The organism is Antarctobacter sp. (genome assembly GCF_034670325.1).
Classification (GTDB): domain Bacteria; phylum Pseudomonadota; class Alphaproteobacteria; order Rhodobacterales; family Rhodobacteraceae; genus Antarctobacter.
The window spans coordinates 827,394-848,536 of the sequence record NZ_JAXMNR010000001.1 but is presented as its reverse complement, the minus strand read 5'-3'; the positions used below and the strand labels follow the sequence as shown (position 1 = coordinate 848,536).

General features: G+C 59.9%; 21 protein-coding genes and 1 tRNA gene. 13 read left to right on the top strand and 9 right to left on the bottom strand.

Translation table 11 applies throughout. The features are described 5' to 3' along the window. Positions 1–29: 29 nt before the first annotated feature. Together VOI21_RS04100 and citF are read right to left on the bottom strand one after the other, a co-directional pair. Complete coding sequence (locus VOI21_RS04100; protein ID WP_323767956.1) at positions 30–1,232, bottom strand: efflux RND transporter periplasmic adaptor subunit; 1,203 nt, start codon at positions 1,230–1,232, stop codon at positions 30–32. Positions 1,233–1,375: 143 nt separating this feature from the next. Continuing rightward, complete coding sequence (gene citF, locus VOI21_RS04095) at positions 1,376–2,866, bottom strand: citrate lyase subunit alpha (RefSeq protein ID WP_323767955.1); 1,491 nt, start codon at positions 2,864–2,866, stop codon at positions 1,376–1,378. Between the two features lie 88 nt (positions 2,867–2,954). Between citF and VOI21_RS04090 the strand changes: the two genes are divergently transcribed. Then, complete coding sequence (locus tag VOI21_RS04090) at positions 2,955–3,485, top strand: peroxiredoxin (RefSeq protein ID WP_323767953.1); 531 nt, start codon at positions 2,955–2,957, stop codon at positions 3,483–3,485. A gap of 404 nt (positions 3,486–3,889) precedes the next feature. Here the strand turns inward: VOI21_RS04090 and VOI21_RS04085 are convergent, their stop codons facing one another. The 3 genes from VOI21_RS04085 to dctP form a co-directional block, all read right to left on the bottom strand. After that, entirely contained in the window at positions 3,890–5,245 is a 1,356-nt protein-coding gene (locus VOI21_RS04085) for a TRAP transporter large permease subunit (RefSeq protein WP_323767951.1), read from the bottom strand. A 3-nt stretch (positions 5,246–5,248) separates the two neighbouring features. After that, positions 5,249–6,562, bottom strand: coding sequence for a TRAP transporter small permease subunit (locus tag VOI21_RS04080; RefSeq protein WP_323767949.1), 1,314 nt, complete (start codon positions 6,560–6,562; stop codon positions 5,249–5,251). Between the two features lie 82 nt (positions 6,563–6,644). After that, positions 6,645–7,745 (bottom strand): TRAP transporter substrate-binding protein DctP, encoded by a 1,101-nt coding sequence (gene dctP / locus VOI21_RS04075; protein WP_323767947.1) that lies wholly within the window; start codon positions 7,743–7,745, stop codon positions 6,645–6,647. 686 nt (positions 7,746–8,431) lie between these two features. Here dctP and VOI21_RS04070 point away from each other — a divergent pair. The 10 genes from VOI21_RS04070 (at position 8,432) to VOI21_RS04030 (ending at position 14,686) form a co-directional block, all read left to right on the top strand. After that, positions 8,432–9,652, top strand: coding sequence for a tyrosine-type recombinase/integrase (locus VOI21_RS04070; protein WP_323767945.1), 1,221 nt, complete (start codon positions 8,432–8,434; stop codon positions 9,650–9,652). 135 nt (positions 9,653–9,787) lie between these two features. Next, a complete protein-coding gene (locus VOI21_RS24195; protein ID WP_416358948.1) occupies positions 9,788–10,117 on the top strand; it encodes a helix-turn-helix transcriptional regulator in 330 nt (109 codons plus the stop codon). Beyond that, positions 10,029–10,499 carry a hypothetical protein gene (locus VOI21_RS04065; protein ID WP_323767943.1) on the top strand — a complete coding sequence of 157 codons (471 nt, stop codon included), beginning with the start codon at positions 10,029–10,031 and terminating at the stop codon, positions 10,497–10,499. Before VOI21_RS24195 ends, VOI21_RS04065 begins: the two co-directional genes overlap by 89 nt. Beyond that, positions 10,499–11,065, top strand: coding sequence for a hypothetical protein (locus VOI21_RS04060; protein WP_323767941.1), 567 nt, complete (start codon positions 10,499–10,501; stop codon positions 11,063–11,065). Before VOI21_RS04065 ends, VOI21_RS04060 begins: the two co-directional genes overlap by 1 nt. A gap of 161 nt (positions 11,066–11,226) precedes the next feature. Continuing rightward, complete coding sequence (locus tag VOI21_RS04055; RefSeq protein WP_323767939.1) at positions 11,227–11,556, top strand: hypothetical protein; 330 nt, start codon at positions 11,227–11,229, stop codon at positions 11,554–11,556. Further along, positions 11,556–11,864 (top strand): hypothetical protein, encoded by a 309-nt coding sequence (locus VOI21_RS04050; RefSeq protein WP_323767937.1) that lies wholly within the window; start codon positions 11,556–11,558, stop codon positions 11,862–11,864. Before VOI21_RS04055 ends, VOI21_RS04050 begins: the two co-directional genes overlap by 1 nt. Beyond that, positions 11,854–12,405, top strand: a complete 552-nt coding sequence (locus VOI21_RS04045; RefSeq protein ID WP_323767935.1) for a hypothetical protein — start codon at positions 11,854–11,856, stop codon at positions 12,403–12,405. The genes VOI21_RS04050 and VOI21_RS04045 overlap by 11 nt, the downstream gene beginning before the upstream one ends. After that, on the top strand, positions 12,402–13,169 hold the full coding sequence (locus VOI21_RS04040) for a terminase large subunit domain-containing protein (RefSeq protein ID WP_323767933.1): 768 nt from the start codon (positions 12,402–12,404) through the stop codon (positions 13,167–13,169). The genes VOI21_RS04045 and VOI21_RS04040 overlap by 4 nt, the downstream gene beginning before the upstream one ends. Continuing rightward, complete coding sequence (locus VOI21_RS04035) at positions 13,159–13,872, top strand: hypothetical protein (RefSeq protein ID WP_323767931.1); 714 nt, start codon at positions 13,159–13,161, stop codon at positions 13,870–13,872. The genes VOI21_RS04040 and VOI21_RS04035 overlap by 11 nt, the downstream gene beginning before the upstream one ends. A gap of 289 nt (positions 13,873–14,161) precedes the next feature. Further along, entirely contained in the window at positions 14,162–14,686 is a 525-nt protein-coding gene (locus tag VOI21_RS04030; protein WP_323767929.1) for a hypothetical protein, read from the top strand. A 106-nt stretch (positions 14,687–14,792) separates the two neighbouring features. Here the strand turns inward: VOI21_RS04030 and VOI21_RS04025 are convergent, their stop codons facing one another. Together VOI21_RS04025 and VOI21_RS04020 are read right to left on the bottom strand one after the other, a co-directional pair. Next, on the bottom strand, positions 14,793–15,698 hold the full coding sequence (locus VOI21_RS04025; RefSeq protein ID WP_323767927.1) for a hypothetical protein: 906 nt from the start codon (positions 15,696–15,698) through the stop codon (positions 14,793–14,795). Positions 15,699–15,712: 14 nt separating this feature from the next. Next, entirely contained in the window at positions 15,713–16,090 is a 378-nt protein-coding gene (locus VOI21_RS04020; protein WP_323767925.1) for a hypothetical protein, read from the bottom strand. A 468-nt stretch (positions 16,091–16,558) separates the two neighbouring features. Between VOI21_RS04020 and VOI21_RS04015 the strand changes: the two genes are divergently transcribed. After that, positions 16,559–16,634, top strand: a tRNA-Thr gene (locus VOI21_RS04015). A 316-nt stretch (positions 16,635–16,950) separates the two neighbouring features. Then, positions 16,951–17,856, top strand: coding sequence for an SDH family Clp fold serine proteinase (locus tag VOI21_RS04010; RefSeq protein WP_323767923.1), 906 nt, complete (start codon positions 16,951–16,953; stop codon positions 17,854–17,856). Positions 17,857–18,135: 279 nt separating this feature from the next. Here VOI21_RS04010 and VOI21_RS04005 read toward each other — a convergent pair whose 3' ends face one another. Further along, complete coding sequence (locus tag VOI21_RS04005; protein WP_323767921.1) at positions 18,136–19,677, bottom strand: heme biosynthesis protein HemY; 1,542 nt, start codon at positions 19,675–19,677, stop codon at positions 18,136–18,138. A gap of 11 nt (positions 19,678–19,688) precedes the next feature. Beyond that, positions 19,689–21,137, bottom strand: a complete 1,449-nt coding sequence (locus VOI21_RS04000; protein ID WP_323767919.1) for a hypothetical protein — start codon at positions 21,135–21,137, stop codon at positions 19,689–19,691. Positions 21,138–21,143 lie beyond the last annotated feature (6 nt).

The following is a 21,143-nucleotide window of genomic DNA, read 5'->3' as shown; positions in this document are numbered from 1 at the left end:
CAGGCCAGGCTGGCCGCCCGCGTGACCGCTTATTCCAACGAAACCACCTGACCCGCCGCCAGACCAATCCGGGCATCGCTGACCAACAACCGGCCAGAGGCCGCAGGAATGCGCGCTATCGTCTGCCGCATCCCGGTTTGCAGGATCTCGACCGCTACCTCTTCCAGCATCAGGCCCTCTTCGTTCACAAGGTAGACCGTGTCGCCACTGGTCAGGGCGGCGGTGGGAATTTCAAAGGTGTCCTCGCCCGCGCCAACCATCGCCTCTACCTCGACCGCCTCGTTCAGGAACAGACCGGGGGCACAGCTTTCGTCGACCTCGATGGTTGCCTTGACGAACTGGTTTTCCAGATCGGCCTCGGTGTCGAACCGGGTGATCGTGCCGCCGCAGGTCTGGTCGTTGACGCGGGTGATGCGCACCTCTGACCCTTCGGCAATGCCGTTCGGGCCGCTTGTCGACAGGCGGCGAATAAGGATGAAGACATCGACCGACTTCTGGCTGGGCGCATAGATTTGTGCCGCGCGTTCGCCTTCTTGGACGCAGTCGCCGACGTTGGTTTCGAACCCTACCAGGACCCCGTCGATAGGGGCGGTGAGCACCAGCATGTCATGGTTGAGCTGCGCGGTTTGCAGGTCGAGCTGACCGATTTCCAGCGCAATCTCGGCACGACGCTTTGCGGCGCGGGCGGTGGCGATGGCCTCTTGCGCGCGATCCGCGGCAAAGCGGGCCTCCATGAACCGCCGCTCGACCCCCTCCATCGTGGTCTCGTTGATCAGGCCACGGCCCAGCATGGTGCTGTTGCGTTCAAACTCGGCGGTGGTCAGGTCCAGTTCCTGTTGCCGGCGTTTGTCGTCGGCGGCAGCGGACAGGATGTCCAGTTCCCGCTCTTCGACCTGCGCCCCCAGTTCGGCAAGCCGGGATTCGGCGGTGCGCAGCGCCAGCAGCGACCGCTTGCCATCCAGCCGCACCAGCACCTGACCCGCGCTGGCGACCCGCTCCCGCTTGGCCTGATCCGAGACTTCGACGACGCAGCCGCGCGCCTCATAGGACAAACCGACCATGCCGGTGGCCTGCACCGTGCCAAAGAAGGTGTCGGTGGTCACGGTCTTTTGCGCCTGTAGCCGCAGTGTGTCGACCGCTACGGGCGAATCCTGCGCGATGCTTGCCACGGGCAGCATCAGTGACACGGCAAGAACCCCGCCCAGCCAGCCGCGTTGGATGTCTTTGGTCATCCTAAATCCTCTTTTCCCTGTTGCGGGCCGCGCCTTGGTATTGGTTCCGCTCGCGCCTGACCCATGCGGGGCTGAAATTAGCCCATCCGGCGTGATTGTCGCGGATTCTCCGTCGATTTCCAGTGCCGAGTGACCAGACATGGTCACGTTTCAGAGGGGATCGCGCGCACCACGTCCGTCACGCTGCCGTCGCGGTATTCACTAACGGCCACGACGCGCCCCTCTGCGCGCGGCGGCGTCGAGCGGGTTGCGGCCTGTTCGGCCTCGGCCACAAGGTCGGCGATTTGGCGCACACGCAGGCCCGCGTCTTGCAGGCGGCGGGCAAGGTCGGTCCGCGCCGGGTTCACCGCCAGCCCGGCCTCTGTCACCACCACGTCGATGGTCGCGCCGGGGGTGGTCAAGGTGCCAACCTGCGGCACGAGTTTTGCGAAACCGGCGGCGGTGAGACGGGTAGTAACGATGGCCAGCTTTGCCCCTGCGGCGGTGTCCGCATGACCGCCCGATCCGCCAATGATGATGCCGCCCGCGCGGGTGGTAACATTGACGTTGAACCCCAAATCCACCTCTGCCGCGCCCAGTACAACCGCATCCACGCGGTCCACCACAGCGCCGCCCACATGAGGACCGGCATAAGCCGCAGCGGACATGCTTTGGTGCCTCGGGTCGTCGCGGTATGAGCGGACAGCCTCCAGATCGAAGCACTGCACATCCAGAAGCGCGCGAAACAGCCCCGCGTTCAGCATCTGCACATGAAACCCCGTGATCCCTCCAGAACAAAAACTGCCGGTGACGCCGCGCGCCGCCATTTCGCGTCCCACCGCCGCCGCCGTGGCCAGCGATGCGCCCCCCGCCCCGGTCTGGAAGGAAAACCCCTCACCCAGCAAACCGCTGGCGGCGATGACCTGCGCGGCGGTCTCGGCGATGGACAGGCTGACCGCATCGCTGGCGGGCCGGGTTGTGCCAGAGGCGATCCCGGCGGGGTCACCGATTTGCGCAACCTGCACCACATGATCCACCTGCGTCTGCGGGATGTCGATGGCGGGCACCGGATAGGGCATCAGCGTGTCGGTCACGGCGATGGTGTGGCGGGCCACGGCCACATCGACCATCGGATAACCCAGCGTACCGCAGGCCGTGGGCCCGACGCTGCCGGACAGATTGCCCATGTCATCTGCCGCCGGGGCGGCGACAAACGCCACGTCGATGGGCAATTCTCGCAGACCAAGCGCCCGCGCCCGGCCCCCGTGGGTTTGCAGGGTCACCGGGTTGGGCAGTAGCCCGCGAGAGATCGCCTCGCCCACCGGCCCGGAAACGAAAGCGGTCGAGATCCGGCTGACGGTGCCATTGCGGATGTGATCGACCAACGGCGCATGAACCGGGAAGATCGAGCTGGCCGCGACGTGCAGATCCCGCAGGCCGCGCCGCGCCAGCGCCGCCATCACCATGTTCAGCACATCGTCGCCATTGCGCAGGTGGTGGTGAAAAGAGACCGTCGCCCCGTCGCGCAAATCACAGGCCGCGATGGCCGCGTCGAGATCAGGCAGGCGTTTGGACCGCTGCGCACCCTGTTTACCTGTCGCGTGATGGGGGCGCAGTGGGCCATAGCCGAGGATGTCAGCAGGCAGATCGGGCATCGGGGTCTTTCGTTTTGTGGCGCTTTACGGTGCGCGGCTTTGCGATACTCTCTGCCACGCCCCCCCGACCTGCAACAGGAGCCAACCGATGACCCCGCACCGCGTCCCCGAAGCCGTCTTTCACACCCGTGTCCGCAACGCCGCACTGGGCGGTGACAACCCCTACGAATGGCGGCAAGTGACCAGCGATGAGGTGTTTGGCGGGCGGCGGGTGGTGCTGTTCGCGCTGCCGGGGGCGTTCACGCCTGCCTGCTCTGAAACCCACCTGCCGGGATATGAGCGGGCGATTGACGCCTTCCACACTCTTGGCATCGACGAGGTTCTCTGCCTGTCGGTCAACGACGCCTTTGTCGTACATCAATGGGCGCGGGCGCAAGGGGTCGAAAGAGTGCGGATGCTGCCCGATGGCAACGCCGAGTTTACCCGCAAGATGGGGATGCTGGTGGACCGGTCCGCGCAGGGGATGGGCATGCGCAGCTGGCGCTATTCGATGCTGGTAGAGGACTCGGCGATTAACGCGCTGTTTGCGGAACCGGGGCTGCGCGACAATCCCCCCGGCGTGCCGGTCACGGTGTCGGCGGCCGAAACCATGCTGGAGCATCTGCGTGGCACGGGCTGAACCAAAGACCGCGGTCAGACGCCCAGATCGTTCTCAAGTTGCTGGATCGTGACGCCCAGCACTGTCAGCGTATCGCCGTTGCCAAAGTCAAAACCCACGTTGCCACCGACCTCTGCCGGCGACAGCATTTACCGGAAAGGAAATTGCTGTCCGATTTGATGATGGCCAGATCGCCAGTCTGGACGCTCAGACTGGCCAGCGTCGGATTGAAAAGGTTGAGAATACATTCCGTGATGAATGGCACAATGAGACCCTGACCAATGCCGAAGACATAACGGATGCTTTGCGCGCTGTTGCAGCCTGCGCCAAACCCCGCCGCTGCAACAAGGGAAAGCCGGGGCCAAGGCCGGTAAAACGAAACAGGCCCTGCCAAAATGACAGGGCCTGTTCAGATTGGTCTGGCGTCAGCCGTAAACCAGTTGTGGCAACCAGGTGATGATTTCTGGAAAGAGCATACACAGGACCAGCCCCAACACCTGCAGCGCAAGGAAAGGCAGCGCCGACTTGAAGATATCGGTCATCGGGATGTGATCCGGCGCCACGCCGCGCAGGTAGAACAGCGCGTAGCCAAAGGGCGGCGACAGGAACGACATCTGCATGTTCACCAGATAAAGAACACCGAACCACAGAACCAGATCCTCGGGGTTGTTCAATCCAAAGGCCGCAGCCCCCAGCGCCTTGATGATCGGCACAAAGATCGGCACGCACAAAAGCAGGATGCCGACCCAGTCAAGGAACATCCCCAGCACCACCAGCAGGATCTGCATCAGGATCAGGATACCCCATGGGCCAAGCCCCGTTGCCGCCAGCGCATCCTGCACAAACTGCTGACCGCCCTCCAGCACGTAGAGCCCGACAAAGATCGTCGCGCCGAACATGATCCAGATGACCATCGCGCTGGCCTTGAGCGTGGTGGTGCAGGCCTCACGCACCGTGGGCCAGTCCAGCTTGCGGTGAATGGCGGCCACGATGAAGGCCCCGAAGGTGCCGATGCCCGCTGCCTCGACCGGGGTGGCGACGCCGGTAAAGATGATGCCAAGAACCACGACAACCAGCGTGATGGGCGCGGCCATCTTGCCTACAAGCTTTACCTTTTCGGCGTTTGAGATGCGTTCCTCGACCGGGATAGCCGGGCCGAGAACCGGATTGATGTAGCAGCGGATAGAGACATAGCCGATATACATGCCCGACAGCATCAGGCCGGGAATGACCGCGCCGATGAACAGTTCACCCACCGATTGTTCAGCCACAACCGCGTAGATGATCGCCAAGATCGACGGCGGAATCAGGATGCCCAACGTGCCACCCGCCATGATCGAGCCCATTGCGATCTTGGGATCGTAGTGGCGTTTCAGCATGGCCGGCAGGGCGATGATCCCCATGGTCACAACCGCTGCCCCGATCACGCCCACCATGGCCGCAAGGATCGTCGAGGCGATGATCGTGGCCGAGGCCAGACCGCCCTTCACCCCGCCGAGGACCTTGTAGATCACATCGAACATGTCGTTGATGATCCCTGCCCTTTCGAGCATCGCCGCCATGAAGATGAACAGCGGGATCGCCGAGAGCTGATAGTTGGTCATCAGCGGGAAGATCCGGCTGGGCACGATGTTCAGCGCCCGGGCATCGCCCAGTACGAAGAGGAACACACAGGCCAGCCCCCCGGTGACAAAGGCCAGTGGCAGGCCCGCCATGAGCAGCGCCAGAAGGCTGCCGAACATGATAAGTGTCAGCCACTCAATTCCAATTTCTATTCCCATGCCTCAGTTCCCCCGCGCGATTTCACGGATGTCTTTTGAGACCTTCGAGACGCCTTGCAGCACCAGCAAAAGTCCACCTATCACCATGACCCATTTCATCGGCCACAACGGAACCTCCCATTCGTTAAAGCTGATCTCGCCCCAGCGGACGTTCGGGTCGGTCCATTGGCTCAGGCCAAAGCCTGCAAACATCTCTCCAAGACTGATTTCGCCACGCGCCCAGTCGGACACGATGGAGTTGCCAGACGGCACCGCGACGGCGTCCATTGCAAAAATCCACGAGGTGACCAGCAAAGTGCCCGCAAAGATGAAGAAAAAGATCGAAGTCAGCAGATCGACCCATGCCTTTTTCGGCTTGGTCAGCGGTGCGTAGAAGATGTCCACGCGGACATGGCTTTCGGTCATCATCGCGTAGGCCCCGGCGATCAGGTATTGCATCCCGAACATCAGGTACATCGCCTCATGCGCCCAGTTGGTCGGCGAACCGAAGACATAGCGCGCGATGACCTCGTAGTAGTAGACAAAGACCGCGATCACCGCCCAGTAGGCGACGAACTCTCCGCAAAACAGCGACAGCCGGTCGATCCAGTTTTCCGCATAGTCGCGGTCATGCTTTGGTCCCTCTTCGGCCTCTGCGGCGCGCAGGGCCTTTTCGGCCTCGGTCATTTCCTCATGCGCAGGTAGGTTGTCGTTGGCACGACGCACCATGCCCGGCAGCAGGACAAAGTCGATCAGCAGCAGCGCGATGATGGCATAAAGCGCATAGCCTGCCGCATTGTCCCAATTCGCGCGCGTGGCGGCGGCCTGATCGCGCAACGGTTTTGCCTCGATCAATGTGGCGCGCGCCTCTGTCAGGCGCTCTTCGCCTTTGGTGACGGTGTCCTGCGCGCGTTGCAGGCGCTTTTCGGCGCTGCGCCTGGCAAAACTGCCCTCTTCGGCGGCGTCGATGGCGGCCTGCATGTCAGACAGTCCGGCGCGGGCATCGGTGACGCGGCCCTCTTCGCGGTCGACCACGCGTTGCGCCACACGCAACTGGTTTTCGTAGCCCGACAAGATGGTGCGCGCGTCGTGTGTTTGCCCATTGGCGTAGAGCACGAACAGGAAGATGGGGATGTAGACCAGCCCCAACATGCTTTTGAGATAGAAACGGTGCAGCCCGATGATCCCGCCGGTGACGGCGATCATGTAAGCCAATGGCAGGGTATAGCGTTTCTCGGCCTTCTGGGGGCGGCGCGACAGAACCATCGCGACGAGGGGAAAGACGATCAGACCCACCCAGTAGAGCCAATGAGGCAGCGTGAAGCTGAGACTCGGCATTTGCGGTCCTTGCAGATTGGAGTCGTATGAAAGCGCCCGGCGCACATGGCGCCGGGCGAAAGAAGCGGTCCTGAGAGCCCGGTCAGAGCTTAAGCTCAAGACCTTGCGTCAGGGCCGGATCGACATAGCCCAGCGAGCCGGACATCATGTAATCCAACTGGATCTTGAACACGCGCGCGGCCTGCGGGTCGCGGTTGGCGTAGTCGAACCAGATCGGAACGGCGACCTCTGTCATCAGTTCCACATCGTCCTGCGTCAGTCGTGTAACCTCGGTGCCGTCGGCCTCGAACTTGCCCCAGGCCTCTTGGTCGGCGGCCTGAATTGCGGCGTGGTGCATGTCGGAGTAGACGTGCGTTTCCATCTCGACGAACTGCTGCATCTGCGGCGACAGGGCGTCCCACGCGGCCTTGCCCACGGTGATGTCCATGATGTCGACCGGCTGGTACAGCGACATGAAGCCCGGTGGGCCCATGACGATGTAATCCGTAACCTGACTGAAGCCGAGCGCGTAGTTCACCGCCGGACCCACATAGTCGGCCACGTCGATGGTGCCTTTTTCCAACGCCGGGAAGATTTCCGAACCGGGCAGAACCGTGGTCTCGGCACCGATCTGGGTAAAGATTTCCGCGACCATACCGCCGGGCAGTCGCATCTTGCGGCCCGCGAAATCGTCGATCGACCGGATCGGCACCTTAGAGTGAATGATGTTCGGGCCGTGGTGGACCGGGCCGACGAAATGCATACCTTGGGCCGCGTACAATTCGCGCGCGATGTCGATACCGCCGAGGCCATAGTAAAAGACGTCGAATTCATGCGGATTGCGCAGACCCAGCGGGATCGAGGTCAGGAAAGTTGCCGCGGGGATGATGCCCTGCGCGTAAATGGTAAAGGGGTTCACCGCGTCCAGAACGCCGTTCTTGACCGCGTCGAACAACTGAAAGTCGCCGACGACATCATTGGCGCCGAAGGGCTGGAACGCCAGTTCCCCGCCGGTCTTTTCCTCGATGGTCGCGCACCAGTCCTTGAAAATCTGCAATCCGGCGCCGCCGGGCCAGCTGGTCTGGATCTTCCAGGTCTTGGTGTGGCTCGCCGCTCCGGCGATATGCGGAGCCGCCAGCGTTGCTGCCCCGGCACCTGCCAAAGTACGCAGCGCGGCGCGCCGCGTCGTGATCTTGTTTGTCATGTCAGTCCTCCCGTGACTTCAGGGATTCCCGGGGTTCAAACCTCGGGTTGCCCTAGAGACACTTTAAGGCATGCATTCCAAATTGGTAATATTTTATTTCCGTTATCGCTAACACGCAGATCACGCACGTGGCGACCCGGCTGCACGGATTTTCGAATTTTGGCTACAACTGTAGACGCTCGCCCTTGAATCGCTGAGTTTTTCCACGAGCCAGGGACAAATTTTGCCCATTTTGGTGCCGGCAAGCAGCACTTCGTTCGCCCTACAAAAATGCCCAAACCGTCCGAGAACTGGACCGATATTGGTTTGAAACCTGACCCGACCATTGTGACATGATCGGTGCGGACTGGTCCTACGTTTCAAAGCTGCCAGCCGGACTCGCGCAAAATGTAAGACGGGGTAGATCGTGCGTTTGTGCTCTGGCGGCCAAAGCATACAAAAAACGCGCCGAGCGGCGCACCTGCACCAGATGCAAACCCGTGTATTTGAAACAGGAAAAGTGGTGCCGGTGATAGGACTCGAACCTACGACCCCATCATTACGAATGGCAGCAGCTACGCCCAACTGCATACGGTCCTCGTCAAAACAGTCAACAAAAACAGCGCATTACCTCAGTCTCTGGTTGGTGTCTGACCAACTTCGCCGTAACATGTTCTCGAAAAGTTCTCGAAAACAGGAGCATTGTAATGGCGACGAAGACGACTTTCACGGACAGCGCGATCCAGCGGATCAAGCACACGGACAAGGCAGAATGGTACTCGGACAAGACGTATAGCGGGCTCCGCCTCTGCGTCACGTCGGGGTCGAAGACGTGGTATGCCTCGAAGTGGGACGGCGCGGCGCAAAAGTCGCGCCAGGTCAAGATCGGCCAGTTCCCCAAAATGAAGCGTGATGCCGCGTGGAAGGAGGCCTGCGAGGTCAAGGCTAAGATGGACGCCGGAGAGCACCTGAGCCGGGCAGAGAAGGCGACGAAGGCAATCGAGGAGGATGCATCCCTGCCGACCCTCTCCGGCGCGCTGGATGCCTATCTTACGCACCAGACAGGCCCGCGCTTCTCTGGCAAGAGTCGGATGCGGGAACAAACCAGAAAGGACTACCGCCGGAGCTTCGAAATGCATCTGTCAACGTGGGCAGACGTTCAGATCGACAAACTGCCAACCCGAAACATTAACCAGCACCTCAACTCACTTCAGCAGAAGTTCCCACACGCCGCGTACCGGGCGCATACAGTCGTCGGTGCGACGCTGCGCCATGCCTGCAAGGTCCACGCCATCGTTCTGCCGATCCCGACACTCACCGACATTACCAAGCAGCCCACACGGGAGATCGACCGAACCATCGACTGGGCAGATCGCTGGGCCGAAATCGAAGCCGTGGACAATCCGATCAAGCGGGCCTGCTGGGAGTTGCGCTGGCACATGGGCGGTCGCGAAAACGTCCTTCGGTCGCTGACCTGGGCGCACGTCGATCTGGATGCCGGCACCGTCACGTTCGACCGGCTCAAGCGCGACGAGAACGGTCGCACCGTCGCCATGTCCGACTACTCCCTGTCTGTGTTCCAGCGCCTGCGCGACATGCACGATAGCGATTGGGTCTTCCCATCCCGCCGTCGCATCAACGGCAAACTCGGCCATCTCGACGTGCTGGATCGACTTCCACTGACGGCCCCCGGCGACGTGCGCCACTTCTGGAACGAGGCCGCCATGTCCGTTGTGATCCCCTACCACATTCAACGCTGGCTCAATCAGCAGAACCTCAAGGACAAAGAGATCGCCATGCTCGGTCATTACGGCGTGCCCGACCTCGACTCCCAACGTGATGCGGCGAACAAGGTCTCCGCCTACATCATGTCGCGGTGCAAAACGGCACCTTGTTCTGTTGTTGAAATTTCTCGATCTGCATCGTAATTCTATTACATCACGCCTCCACTCGCGGGCACTGACCTGACCGTGATGTGAGGCCGAAGGCGCAAACGGCGACTGGGATCAGCGATCCCGACCGACCAAAAGCAGGCAGCGCCTCGGTCATCTGGCACCAATCAAATGGTGACCATCATGACCGACCTATCGACCATCGAGTCGAAACTCGACCAAATCCTCGATGTTGCGGTTCGCGCGAACCCGCCGCAGTTGATGACCACGCAGGAGTGTGCGGTCTACCTGCAAGTGTCAGCCGAACGGCTCTATCAGATGCGCAAGGAAGGTATCGACCCGCCGTTCTGCCAGCCGACCGAGCGCTGGGTCCGCTATCGCCGTGCCGACGTTGACGCGTGGAGTCCGCAGCATGACCAAATCAATCGTGGACATCGTGGCCGAAGAAATTCAGGAGCGCAAAATGCAGGCCGCTGGGATGGAGCGTGGCCCAGACGGTAATTGGTATCCCATCGGCGTGCGCCCAGCCCACAGCCTGACGCGCGAGGATGCCCGCGACCCTGCAAAGTACCGCGCCGCGAAACTGGCCGCCGAACAAGCTGGTGCAACCGTGTCAGTGATCGACGGCGACACCGATCCCACCATCCGCAACACGGACAAGCGTGTGGTGATGGAATCTAAGGTCGCCACGTTCGACAACAAGCACACCAAGACGCGCTGGGTCCGCGCAGACTTGGAGACCGGCACCGGCCTCGTGCGGCGCCGTTTGCAGGCCGAACGCGAAGGCTTCAATATTCGGACTTTCCACACCCTCGACGACCTGCCGGACCACGACAGAACGATCTTCCGCCTTCAAGAGAACGCAGCCAACGCGGAATCCTGATGGCGCATGGGATTCTCGATCAGACCCGGCACACATCGCCGGAACAACTGCTGGCCCGTGCTGTCCTCGCGCAGGCGGTGATTGACCTCTTTTCGGTCTCCATCGCCTGTTCCACCCACGACGAGGCAATCACCGCGCGACGCGATGCCCTAGCATTTCTGGCGGACTCAGACGGTCCGTGGGCCGAGTCACGGCGTGCGCATTGTCTGCTGGCCGATCAGGACCCGGATCGAGTGCGGAGCAGTGTTGTCGCCATCCTGAATGGCGCAGGCCTCAGCGACGATCACGGCTACCGTCTCAAAGGCATCGAGATCGCGCGTGAGCTTTGGGCAAAGGAGCGTGAGCGGCAGAAGACCTACTTCGACAACGCGCGTGAAAAGGTCCGAGTGCGTCGTGAACGCCGCTGGGCGGAAAAATTGAGGGCACAGGACCGGCAGAACAAAGACCGCCGCCTTGCCGAAAGCCGAACCATGGAACCTGACCTATGGCGGGGCCTTGATCGTCGCCCCGTAACGCACGCAGAATTGGTCGATGACCTTGCAGCCTTCATCGACATTGAACTGTAGCACCTAACTCTCCTTGAAAAGACCTGCTTTGCCGTTTGAGCGAGCGATTCCAAAATCTTATCATCACTACATCGACGGGTTGCGCCCTTCTCCTCCTATCCAGAACCACAGGAAGGCGGGCGCTATGTGTCCGTTTTCTTCGTTATGGAAAGGAAGAGAAAGTGAGCGAAGGCAACCAAGACGCCCAGCACGCGGCGCTTGTCGAGAAGCTGGCCGAGGCCGTCATGGGCCGGATCGGCGCGAAGGTCGATGAACGCCTCGACGGGATCGCCAAAAAGAATTCCGAGTTGCTGGGCGAACTCGTCAAGCAGAAGGACCATTCCTCGGAACTTGCGGCGCAACTCGCGGAGGCCGAGAAGGGCAACTTCGATCCGGCCAAAGCCCCGGTGCAAATCCGCAAGACGGATGCGCGGTCAGTCACCAAATATCGCGCGGCGAAGGCCGAGGCCGCGGGGCGCGGCGTGCCGCTCGAAATCGTGGCAGACGAGTGATGTTCTCGGCAGAACATGTGGCGACCAAGCGGGCGGCTGCATCGGTCCTGCTCGGGGTCCATTGGGATCGAGTGACGGTCGATCCCGTGGACCTCTCTGTCTGGGTCGATGACCAGCCGACGCGAAAGATGGAGTCGGCCATTGTCGCTCTCAAGGCGATGGTGGCCGAATGGATCGGCTGGGCAGACGAAGGTCTGACCAAGGAACTGACGGGCCAACAACCGTGGCTGGCGCGCGTCCTAGAGCGGATCGAGCCGGTAGGCGTCGCTGGTCTCGCGCTGCATCTTTGGGGGCGGCATGGGACGTAGGCACAAGCTCGATGAACTTCCGCTGGCCACGCAGGAGCGCATCAAGGAAGAACTCGCGACAGGTTCCCGGCCGATGCTCGCCATTGGCAAGCAATTCGGGGTGTCCGACACGTCGGTCAAACGCTGGTGGAACAAGGTGCCCGAAGATGAACGCCTGTTGATCGCAGCGCGGGTCCGGCAGTCAGAGCATGTTGCGGCAGTGAAAGAGGCGGCAGCGGTTGTCTCTGATGGCGACGACATTGACAGCGATCTGCGCTGGCTCGTGCGCCGCCTGCGGACAGCGGTCGAGGCATGCGGCGAAGACGACGACAAGCTGCTGGAACTCGCTCAGATGCGGGAAATGCGGAACACGTTGATGGACCTCGCAAAGGTCCGAGGCATGTTCAGCCAGAAAATCGACGTGACGGTCGACCTCGGAACGTCCCCGCAATTCCTGCTTTTGCGGCAGATCGTCTTGAGGGTGTTGGAAGCACACCCCTCGGCAAAGGCCGACTTCCTGACGGAAATGCAGCAACTCCAAGTGATCGAGCATCAGCCATGACGGCCCTCGATCCTGCCCTTCATCGGTTCCTTGGTGGGCTGGCTGTCTCGCTCGATCCCATCGCCCGGTTTCGAGCCACGATGGGCGTGGAGCCCCGCACGTTTCAAAGACACCTGCTCTCATCCACAGCTTCCCACATTATCCTTATGGCGAGCAGGCAATTGGGCAAAAGCACGGCGGTGGCGTGCGTCGCTTGGGATGGCTTTCTCCGGGGGCTGACAGTCGTCGTGATCACGCCGACCGAGAAGCAAGCGAAAGAGTTTCTACTGCGCGTGAAGGAATTCCGAGACGCGGACCCATTCGCCCCTCGCGACATTCAGTTTCTGAAAACCGAGGTGTCTGCGGCAAACCACAAGGGGCGCATCCTAGCTATGCCAGCGACCGACAGCGCACGCGGTTTCACGGCGGACATTCTGTGCCTGGATGAAGCGGCCCTGATTGCCGACGACGACATTGCAGCGGTCCTGCCTTTGCGCCGCAAGGTGACAGGCCGGTTGCTCGTCACGTCCACGCCCATGTGGAAGGATGGCTTTTTCTATCGCTGGTGGACGGAGCCGAACGACTTCGAAATGATCCTCGGTCATTACCGCGATTGCGGTGATCCCGAGTTGATCGCGGCCATCGAGCGGGAACGCTCGGTCATCTCGTCCCAGCGTTTCGCCCGTGAATACGACTGTCAATTCGCGGGTGGAGGCGACCCCCTCGTTTCTCACGCCACGCTCATGCGGGCGACCAACAATACGGAGCAAGCCCTTGTCCTATGAACTGATCGAACGCGACGACGGCACGTTGATCATGCCGACTTCCTCTGATCCTGCGGCGGCTGGGCACTCGGCGCGCGGCTTTCGCCGATATGCCGTTGGGCTTGATGTGGGGGGCCGGGGAGAAGACCCTTCGGCACTGACGATCATCAAGGCGGAGTCACGGCCCTTCATGACGGGCCGAGGCTGGGAACAGGCGCTGACGGCACCCGAATACACCGTCGTCTATACCGAGACCGCGAAACTCGACGAGGCCGTTGACGTGATCGACTGGGTGGCGTCGATCTTGCGCAAGCTGAAGAACTGGACCCTGACAATGGATGCGACCGGCATGGGCGCCCCGCTTGTGGGATTGTTCGAACAGGCCAAGGTGCCCGTCAATGCCGTAACCATGACGGCTGGCTCGTCCATCAATCGCAAAGGCAACCGGATCACCTGCTCGAAGAACGTCCTGTTCGAAAATGCCGCGACCTGCCTTGAGAATGGTTCCCTGCGCATTGCCCACGACCTGCCCGAGAAGGAGGAATTGATCCGCGAGTCCACCTCTGTCGAGTTCAAGATGACGTCCGCTGGCAACCTCACCTTGCAAGGCGGCGGGCGCGGCCACCATGCCGACCGCTTCGTCGCCATGTGCCTCGCTTTGCTCTCAGAGACTCACTTCGCGCCCCGGAACATCGAAGTGAGCCACCTGCGCGGATACTGGTAAAGGCGCGGCGCTGCTGGGCGTCTATGCGGTGTCCGCACGCGTGACCTGGGTTGACGCCTGCCAAGTCACCAGAGCCCATCTCTGCGGCTCTTTGACCTTCGTATCGGGCCTGTCATTCCCTCAACCTTGACTTCGGCTCGGCGAAGTCCCATTTATCGGCTGCTGGCCGATACCTTTTCCGAGATCGTCCCCCAATCCGCACATTGCCGATTGTCCAAAGGAAACCCTGTCACCGCTGGGTATCGGTTTCCTGTCCATTCCGATGCCCGACATGATGAAAGGAGCGGATATGGACGACATGAACGAACGGGGTATGACCCCGGAACAAGTGGCCGCAGAAGCTGCCGAGGCCGAACTCGAGACCCTTGCATATGAGGCTCTGCGCAAAGCCGAATGGGAAGCGTGGGTGGCCAGCTTGCCGACCAAGCATCAGCGATACTACCATCGCAACAAGGTGCAGCGTTCCTTCGAAGCGGCGATGGCGCGAGCAAAGAAGCTAAATGCGGTACCGGATTGGTTGACGGATGCGCACAGGCGGCAAATCTTCGAGGTCTACGAGGCCGCCGACACTTTGCACGATGTAACTGGAATACCTCACGAGGTGGATCACATCGTTCAGCTTGTCGGCAAGAACAAATCTGGTGAGCCGGTGATCTGCGGCCTTCATGTGCCGTGGAACCTTCGAGCCATTCCTTGGTCGCTGAACCGCAAACGCGGCGACTGGTTCTACATCGGTGTTGCCGAAAGTATCGACCCTAGCCACGAAGAACACCTCGACGCTAGTTTTGGTACGGACGACGACATTCCGTTCTGATAAACCCAAACTTTGCCGACCATTGGCATCAATGGTGGTCGGCAGGCAACTTCAGCTCTATCGCCGAACTAATCTTTAGTACCCCTGAAACCCACAAGACTATTCGTCAATCATCGTCATCATGAGGAGCATAGATATCTTTGATTATCTGAGCTGCAACAATGGCTGCGTTCGCCACGCAAACAGACTTCCAGTCGTCAGGTTTGGTTTCTGTCTGTTGTTTACGACCGGCGTAATCCGAAACACCTCGTATCATCACGCCTTCTGTATCTGAACCGACGCCAGACTTTTTTGCATGATCAATTGCAGTGTAAAAACCGAATGACTCCATGTCGATGATTTTGAGTTTCCTATATGCATCGTCAGCAAACTCGGAAATGAACTTACGGTAGGAGAGGCTATCGACCACCATACCACACGAAAATACATCTTCATCCTTAAGAATCTTGGGGGCTCGAAGCTGGATTTTCTGCCCTTCCAGCTCGATTTCCTTGGTTTCACCTGACTTCAGGGCCTTTTCATCAAGTCTCACGCCGGCTAGCGCTCCAAGCATGTCGGGAGAAATTTGCGTAGTTGTTGTGTCAGCACATAACACGTTCTCGCCAAAGAATTGCTCTTTGGACCCCTCGCCGTTCATCCGCCGATCAAAGTCTCTTTGACCCTTCTCGGAGATTTTGTCATACATCCGGTAAACGGCCTTGCGCGGAACTAGCACGTCCCCCAACTGCACCTCTATCGGGGATAGACTGGCAGCAGTCCCAACAAAGAAGATGACTTTGGGCTGGTGTTGGATGATCAGCCGTCCCGTTTGCACCGCCGCTGCGGTATGCCCCATATCGCCGCAGTTCATTACGATGAGTTTCTTGGTTCCGTTAGGCGTATTGAATTTATAGATTTGATCGACGAGCCTATCGCCGCTCACCTTAGTGAATTCTTCCCGGAAAACAGCTTGCAACTGCTCCAATTCCTCATACTTGGCGCAGAGAACCGCTAGGTCGTAGTGCTTCGGCATACCAACTCGACTTCTTATTTTTTATAGATTTTTCCAGCAAACTGGACATAGAGAATTCCAAGTTCGCCACTAGTAGCCGAAAACTCCCCGGATTCGAAGAATTTTCTTAAGTCTGCTTTTACTTCGTCCACGTCAATGTCGAGTTCGAAAAACACCTTTAAGCATGCGGGGATGGTCTTCACCACTGTCGAGTAGGCACCGCAGGCATCGAATACTGTCTGTTGAAATAACCGAATTCTCCCTGCCGTAAACTCGTCTACAGGATCGTCGAACACCGCGACTAGGCGATTGGAACTCTCAGAAAATTCGTTGAACGTAATCACATCGTCAACGATAGCCGCTGCGATGCTCTTCTTAAGTCTTGAAGAGTTGTCTTCCGGATCAAAATACAAAGTAGCCTGCCTCTCTGTGCGAAGCTTAGTCAATAAAGCAGTTCTTGAACCTGCCTTCTAGTATTGACTCAGCATTTGCCCTGACTGCCTCAGTTCGACTTTTTTGACACGCTACCACCGAACGGTGATGACTGCATATTGCATCATAACCATATATAGTGTCACGGACAAAATGTGTGTCCACCGAATCACACCTCTCACAAGCGAGCTCATGCCAGAAGGATTGATCGTTGTGCTTCATTTTTTGCTAAGATGGTGATTTCCTGTTCGGTTTTCACGTCTGATCAACGCAAAATCTCTCGATTAGTTCCGTGGTGAGTCGCTTGCGGTCGGAGGTGTGTCTGAGCGCCGGTTTGAACATAGGGGTTCTCCACTTGTGACCGGCGCGTGGGCGACGAGGCTCTTACAAGCATCCAGAAAAAGACGCTTGAACGAGCCGTCCGTTGGGATTAAGGGCACGGTCGGTCCGCCTCAATAGCTCAGCTGGTAGAGCAGGTCCTTCGTAAGGACAAGGTCGGGGGTTCGAGTCCCTCTTGAGGCACCACTACCCACCCAAGACCAAGCGGTGAGATCAGCTGGTGGCTTCGGTCCAAGAATGACGATCCCACCTCATTAAGCGTTTTGCCACTTGACTCGCATATGCTAACTTGCAGCGAATCACCTCAGTTGGAGCTGGAGCATGACTGACGAACGCAGATCCAAGCGGGAATCCACACTACTTGATTTAGGCTTCTCCTTTCGAGAGCCAGCTAGCGCGGGTGATCTACTACAAGATGTTGTGCAAAGCGACACTTCACTTGCTTTTTCGGGCTATGGCGAGTTCACTCCGATAACCGTTATGTCGGAGACTGTTCAATACGATGCCCACATGGAACGAGATCAACACTGAAATTTCGCAAATCGGCGCACCGAATGCATGCGATTTGGTGCGAGCCAAGTACCTCCAAAATTTGGAGGGTCACGTAGAGCGTACCGTCATAGCGTATTACTCCGGGTTCCTTCAAAAACGAAGTCCTGACGGCAGGCCGCACCCCGAGAGTGCTATTACCGATTTGGATATGAACGGCTTCATGGCCGTTGTTCACAATGTGCCGCGCGACCGTGGACTTGACCTAATACTTCACACACCTGGTGGCGGTACCGAAGCTACTCGCGCATTAGTTGAATACCTCTACAAACTCTTCGGACGGGATATTCGTGCAATAGTACCGCATATGGCGATGTCTGCGGGCACAATGATTGCTTGCGCCTGTAAGCAAGTCCTGATGGGTAAGCACTCCTGCCTTGGTCCCACTGACCCACAGGTCAAAGGCCACCCTGCGATGGGGGTACTGGCAGAGGTTGATCAAGCAATCTTGGAAATAAAGAAAGAGCCACTCAAGCAACTTGTCTACCAACAGGTCTTTGCAAAATACCCTCCCGCTTTCATGCTTGATTGCGAGCGGTCTGTAGACGGCTCACGAGATATGGTCACAAAATGGCTTGAGGCCAACATGTTTGCAGATCACGCCGAGCCAACGAAGGCGGCGGAAGCAACCATCAATCAATTCATGGACTACCGTGGCACCACTGATCACGCCCATCACTTCTTAATCGACAAATGTCGAGAAATGGGATTGGACGTAATTGCCATTGAAGATGATCAGGAACTCCAAGAGCATGTGCTTAGTGTTCACCATGCCTTCATCGCGTCTTTCGCACGAACCAACGCAATCAAAATCATCCAAAACGCATCTGGCGCTACATGGTCCCCAGCCTTGAGCTAACGCCCATCGAGCAAGGTGCCTTGCGGCGCAACGGGTAGGGTCTGCTGATCTGAACTGCTCCTGCAAATTCTCGTAACAATCTCGAAAACGAGATTCTCGAAAACACCTAACATCTTGATGATGCTGCGAAAATGGTCGATTTGAGCACTCATTACGAATGACGTGCTCTACCAGCTGAGCTACACCGGCACTCTTCTCATGATCGTCGCGATGTCCTGACAGCATCTGGCCGATCTTGGTGCGCGGGCTATTAGCAAACCGCCCGCGCAAGGGAAAGCGTTATTTCGCGGCTGCCTTCTCTGGGGCCGCGTCCTCGATCACCTCGGCGTCTTCCGGCTCGGGGGCCGGGGCTTTGGCCTCGGTTGGGGCGGCAGTCGCTGCGGCCTCGGGACCGACGTCGATGATCTCGGGCTCCTCGGCGACCGAGTCGGTCTTGTCCTCCAGCGCGCCGCCGATGATGAGCGGCAGCATGTTGGCCCCTGCGGGCAGCACCACTTCGGATTGCGGCGGGGTGGTCCAGCTAAGCGTGTCGAAGGCGGAGCAGTTGGAACAGATCGGCGCCCATTCGGCGTGGATCGTGTTGCACTTGTCGCAAACCCACTGCGGACCGCGCGGCGCGGTCAGCGCCTTGGCCAACCAGCCACGGATCACCGCGTCCTTTGCACCTTCGCCTTTTTCGATAGCCGCCATGATCGCCAGCACCCGGGCGTCGGGGTTCTTTTCGACCAGATCGCCAAGCGACCGGCGCGCCTCGGGGAAATCCTCGGCGGCGAGGTTCAGTTCAGCCTTGAGCAGCTTGGTCTCGCGGTGATCGGGCTGGATGCGGGTCAGTTGCACAAAGCGCTGAACCCGCTGTTCCGGGGTTTCGTCAGGCTCGATAGCGGCAAAAGCGGCAGCAAGGTCGGGATGAGGATGCGATTCCCAAGCCTTTTTGATCACCTTCATGGCGTTGCGCTTGCGCCCTTGGTCAATGTAGGCGCGCGCGGCCAGCGCCGCAGCGGGGATCAGATCGGGAGAGGCGCGGTTGGCCTCGATCGCGGCCTCGGCGGCCTTGCCGCTGGCCTCTGGATCGTCGATTTCTGTGGCCGAGGACAGCGCCAGAACGGCGTCGCGGCGGCGATAGACGTCACGCGGCAGCGCACCATGTTTCAACTTGGCCGCCAAGGTCTTGCGTGCACCGGCCCAGTCGTGCTTTTCAGCCTGCAATTGCAGCAGCGTGTCCTGCACTTCGGCATGTTTTGGCTTGATAGCAAAGGCGCGTTCGGCCAGTTGCAGCGCCGTGTCCGTGTCGCCGCTGGCCAGCTTTTGCTTCATGATCCCGCGAATGCCCACAAACCGCGTGTTGTCGGTTTTCAGCAGGCGTTTGTAGACCTCTTCGGCCTTGCGGTTGTCACCGACCATTTCCGCAGCCTGCGCGGTGATCAGGTCGGTCAGTTCTGGCTTGTGCAGGTATTTCTCGGCCTTGGTGGCCTTGGCAATCGCCAGCCTTCCCTCGCCCGAGGACAGCGCCATCAACCCCTCGGCCAGCGCCTGATAGCCTTTGCGTTCGCGGTTGCGGTCAAAATAGCGGCTTAGCGCAGTGTCATCGCCGTTGATGAATTTCAGCGTCGCGATGACAAGGCCGAACAGCTTGAAGAACAGCCACACACCAAAGACAACGACGACGGCGGCCATGACCGATTGCAGGGGGCCAAGGGTGAACTCCATCCCTGCGACGGTGATTTGAATGCCCCCCTGACTTTCCAGCAGGTAGCCCGCGCCAAGGGTCAGGGCCGCGACCAGCGCGACGAACACAACGATCTTGATTATTGACCAAAGCATGGTTCCGACCCTTATTCCTGGTTCAGTGTCTGGGCGAGATCGGCAGCGGCGGCGAGGGCATCGCGCCGCAACCGGGCCATCGCCACCCAGTCCGACATTTCATTCTGTGCGGCTTCCGGCAGGACCGCGATTTCGGTCAGCACGGTGTTCAGATCGCCATTGCGCAGCGCCGCTTCGGCGCGCGACAGGACCGCATCCGGGTCATTGCCTTCGCGCGGGGTGACAGAACGTGCGCCTAGCTGATTGCGGAAGAACCCCGCAACGCCGCCTGCATCGTCCGCACTGGCACCGCTGGCGCGGGCCACGGCCAACGCGTCACGCGCGGCGTCTGGAAAGCTGGAGATCAGGGCAGAAGCTGTGGGCAAACCCTCTTGCGCGCCCTCGACCAGCGGTGCTGGCACCTCGACGCCGTTGGCCGTCAGCACCGCCAGCGGCTCTGCATAGGGCTGGCCATCACGGGCACGGGTGGTCAAGTCAGCCAATGCCGCACGGCTCGCGGCAAGGGCCGCACGGCTCTCGGCGCTTTGCTCGGACGCGCGGGCACGGGCGGCCATCGCCTCGATCTCTTTGCGCGCGGCCTCCATCGTAGCCAACTGATCGGCCTGCGCGGCGGCGATTGCGGCTTTTTGGGCCGTGACATCGGCTTTCAGAGCCTCAAGCTCCCGCTCATATGCGGCGACCGTCTCTGGCGAAACCGCGTCCACCAGCGGCTGTTTCTCGATCGAGGTCAGCCGGATATCCAGCGCTGTGGCCTTGTCACTGATGGCAGTCAGCTTGGTCTCCATACCCGTTATAGCGGTTTGGAGGTCGGCAAGCCCCCCCTCCAGCGCTGTGACGGAGGTGCCAAGCGGGGCCAGATCGATCTTGCCCAGCGCCTCATCCGTCGTTGCGGTCCGTTTGGACAGCGTTTCGATCTGCTCACCTTGCGACACCAGCGCGGCGCGGGTTTCCGCAAAGAACGGGTCTTCGGCCTCTTCCGAGCCACCCATGAACGGCAGGTCCGGATAGCTGCCCGCGGCGTAGCCAAGCCCCGCGGCTACGACCCCCCCCAGCAGCATGGGCAGGAACCCACCTTTGCGCTGAACCACCGTCTCTTTGATGACCTGCGGCGCAGCGGCGGCCATGGCCGGACCGGCATCGACCTTGGGCGCTGCGGCCTCGACCGTCAGCGTGTCGTCAAAGCCTTCTGCGACCAGAACATCGTCCTCAACGATCACGGGGTCGGTATCCGACGGATCGCCGGTTTCAAGGACCGGGTCGGCGACGGTGTCATCCTCTGCCTGTGACCGAAAGGTATCTTCCACAACATCTGTCGACTCAGCCGTCAGACTGTCTTCGCCCTCGGCACCCGTCAGGGTGTCATCTGTTTCCGGCGCGTCAGGTGCCAGCGCGTCCGCCTCAGGCAGGCTGTCTTCGGCCGCACCGTTGTCGGCGGGCTTATCCTTCTTCGACTTCGCCACGTGATC

What these genes read in the sequence shown, in the direction of transcription:
- VOI21_RS04100 (WP_323767956.1), bottom strand. Translation starts at nt 1,232, where the DNA reads ATGACCAAAGACATCCAACGCGGCTGGCTGGGCGGGGTTCTTGCCGTG.
- citF (WP_323767955.1), bottom strand. Translation starts at nt 2,866, where the DNA reads ATGCCCGATCTGCCTGCTGACATCCTCGGCTATGGCCCACTGCGCCCC.
- VOI21_RS04090 (WP_323767953.1), top strand. Translation starts at nt 2,955, where the DNA reads ATGACCCCGCACCGCGTCCCCGAAGCCGTCTTTCACACCCGTGTCCGC.
- VOI21_RS04085 (WP_323767951.1), bottom strand. Translation starts at nt 5,245, where the DNA reads ATGGGAATAGAAATTGGAATTGAGTGGCTGACACTTATCATGTTCGGC.
- VOI21_RS04080 (WP_323767949.1), bottom strand. Translation starts at nt 6,562, where the DNA reads ATGCCGAGTCTCAGCTTCACGCTGCCTCATTGGCTCTACTGGGTGGGT.
- dctP (WP_323767947.1), bottom strand. Translation starts at nt 7,745, where the DNA reads ATGACAAACAAGATCACGACGCGGCGCGCCGCGCTGCGTACTTTGGCA.
- VOI21_RS04070 (WP_323767945.1), top strand. Translation starts at nt 8,432, where the DNA reads ATGGCGACGAAGACGACTTTCACGGACAGCGCGATCCAGCGGATCAAG.
- VOI21_RS24195 (WP_416358948.1), top strand. Translation starts at nt 9,788, where the DNA reads ATGGTGACCATCATGACCGACCTATCGACCATCGAGTCGAAACTCGAC.
- VOI21_RS04065 (WP_323767943.1), top strand. Translation starts at nt 10,029, where the DNA reads ATGACCAAATCAATCGTGGACATCGTGGCCGAAGAAATTCAGGAGCGC.
- VOI21_RS04060 (WP_323767941.1), top strand. Translation starts at nt 10,499, where the DNA reads ATGGCGCATGGGATTCTCGATCAGACCCGGCACACATCGCCGGAACAA.
- VOI21_RS04050 (WP_323767937.1), top strand. Translation starts at nt 11,556, where the DNA reads ATGTTCTCGGCAGAACATGTGGCGACCAAGCGGGCGGCTGCATCGGTC.
- VOI21_RS04045 (WP_323767935.1), top strand. Translation starts at nt 11,854, where the DNA reads ATGGGACGTAGGCACAAGCTCGATGAACTTCCGCTGGCCACGCAGGAG.
- VOI21_RS04040 (WP_323767933.1), top strand. Translation starts at nt 12,402, where the DNA reads ATGACGGCCCTCGATCCTGCCCTTCATCGGTTCCTTGGTGGGCTGGCT.
- VOI21_RS04030 (WP_323767929.1), top strand. Translation starts at nt 14,162, where the DNA reads ATGGACGACATGAACGAACGGGGTATGACCCCGGAACAAGTGGCCGCA.
- VOI21_RS04025 (WP_323767927.1), bottom strand. Translation starts at nt 15,698, where the DNA reads ATGCCGAAGCACTACGACCTAGCGGTTCTCTGCGCCAAGTATGAGGAA.
- VOI21_RS04010 (WP_323767923.1), top strand. Translation starts at nt 16,951, where the DNA reads ATGCCCACATGGAACGAGATCAACACTGAAATTTCGCAAATCGGCGCA.
- VOI21_RS04005 (WP_323767921.1), bottom strand. Translation starts at nt 19,677, where the DNA reads ATGCTTTGGTCAATAATCAAGATCGTTGTGTTCGTCGCGCTGGTCGCG.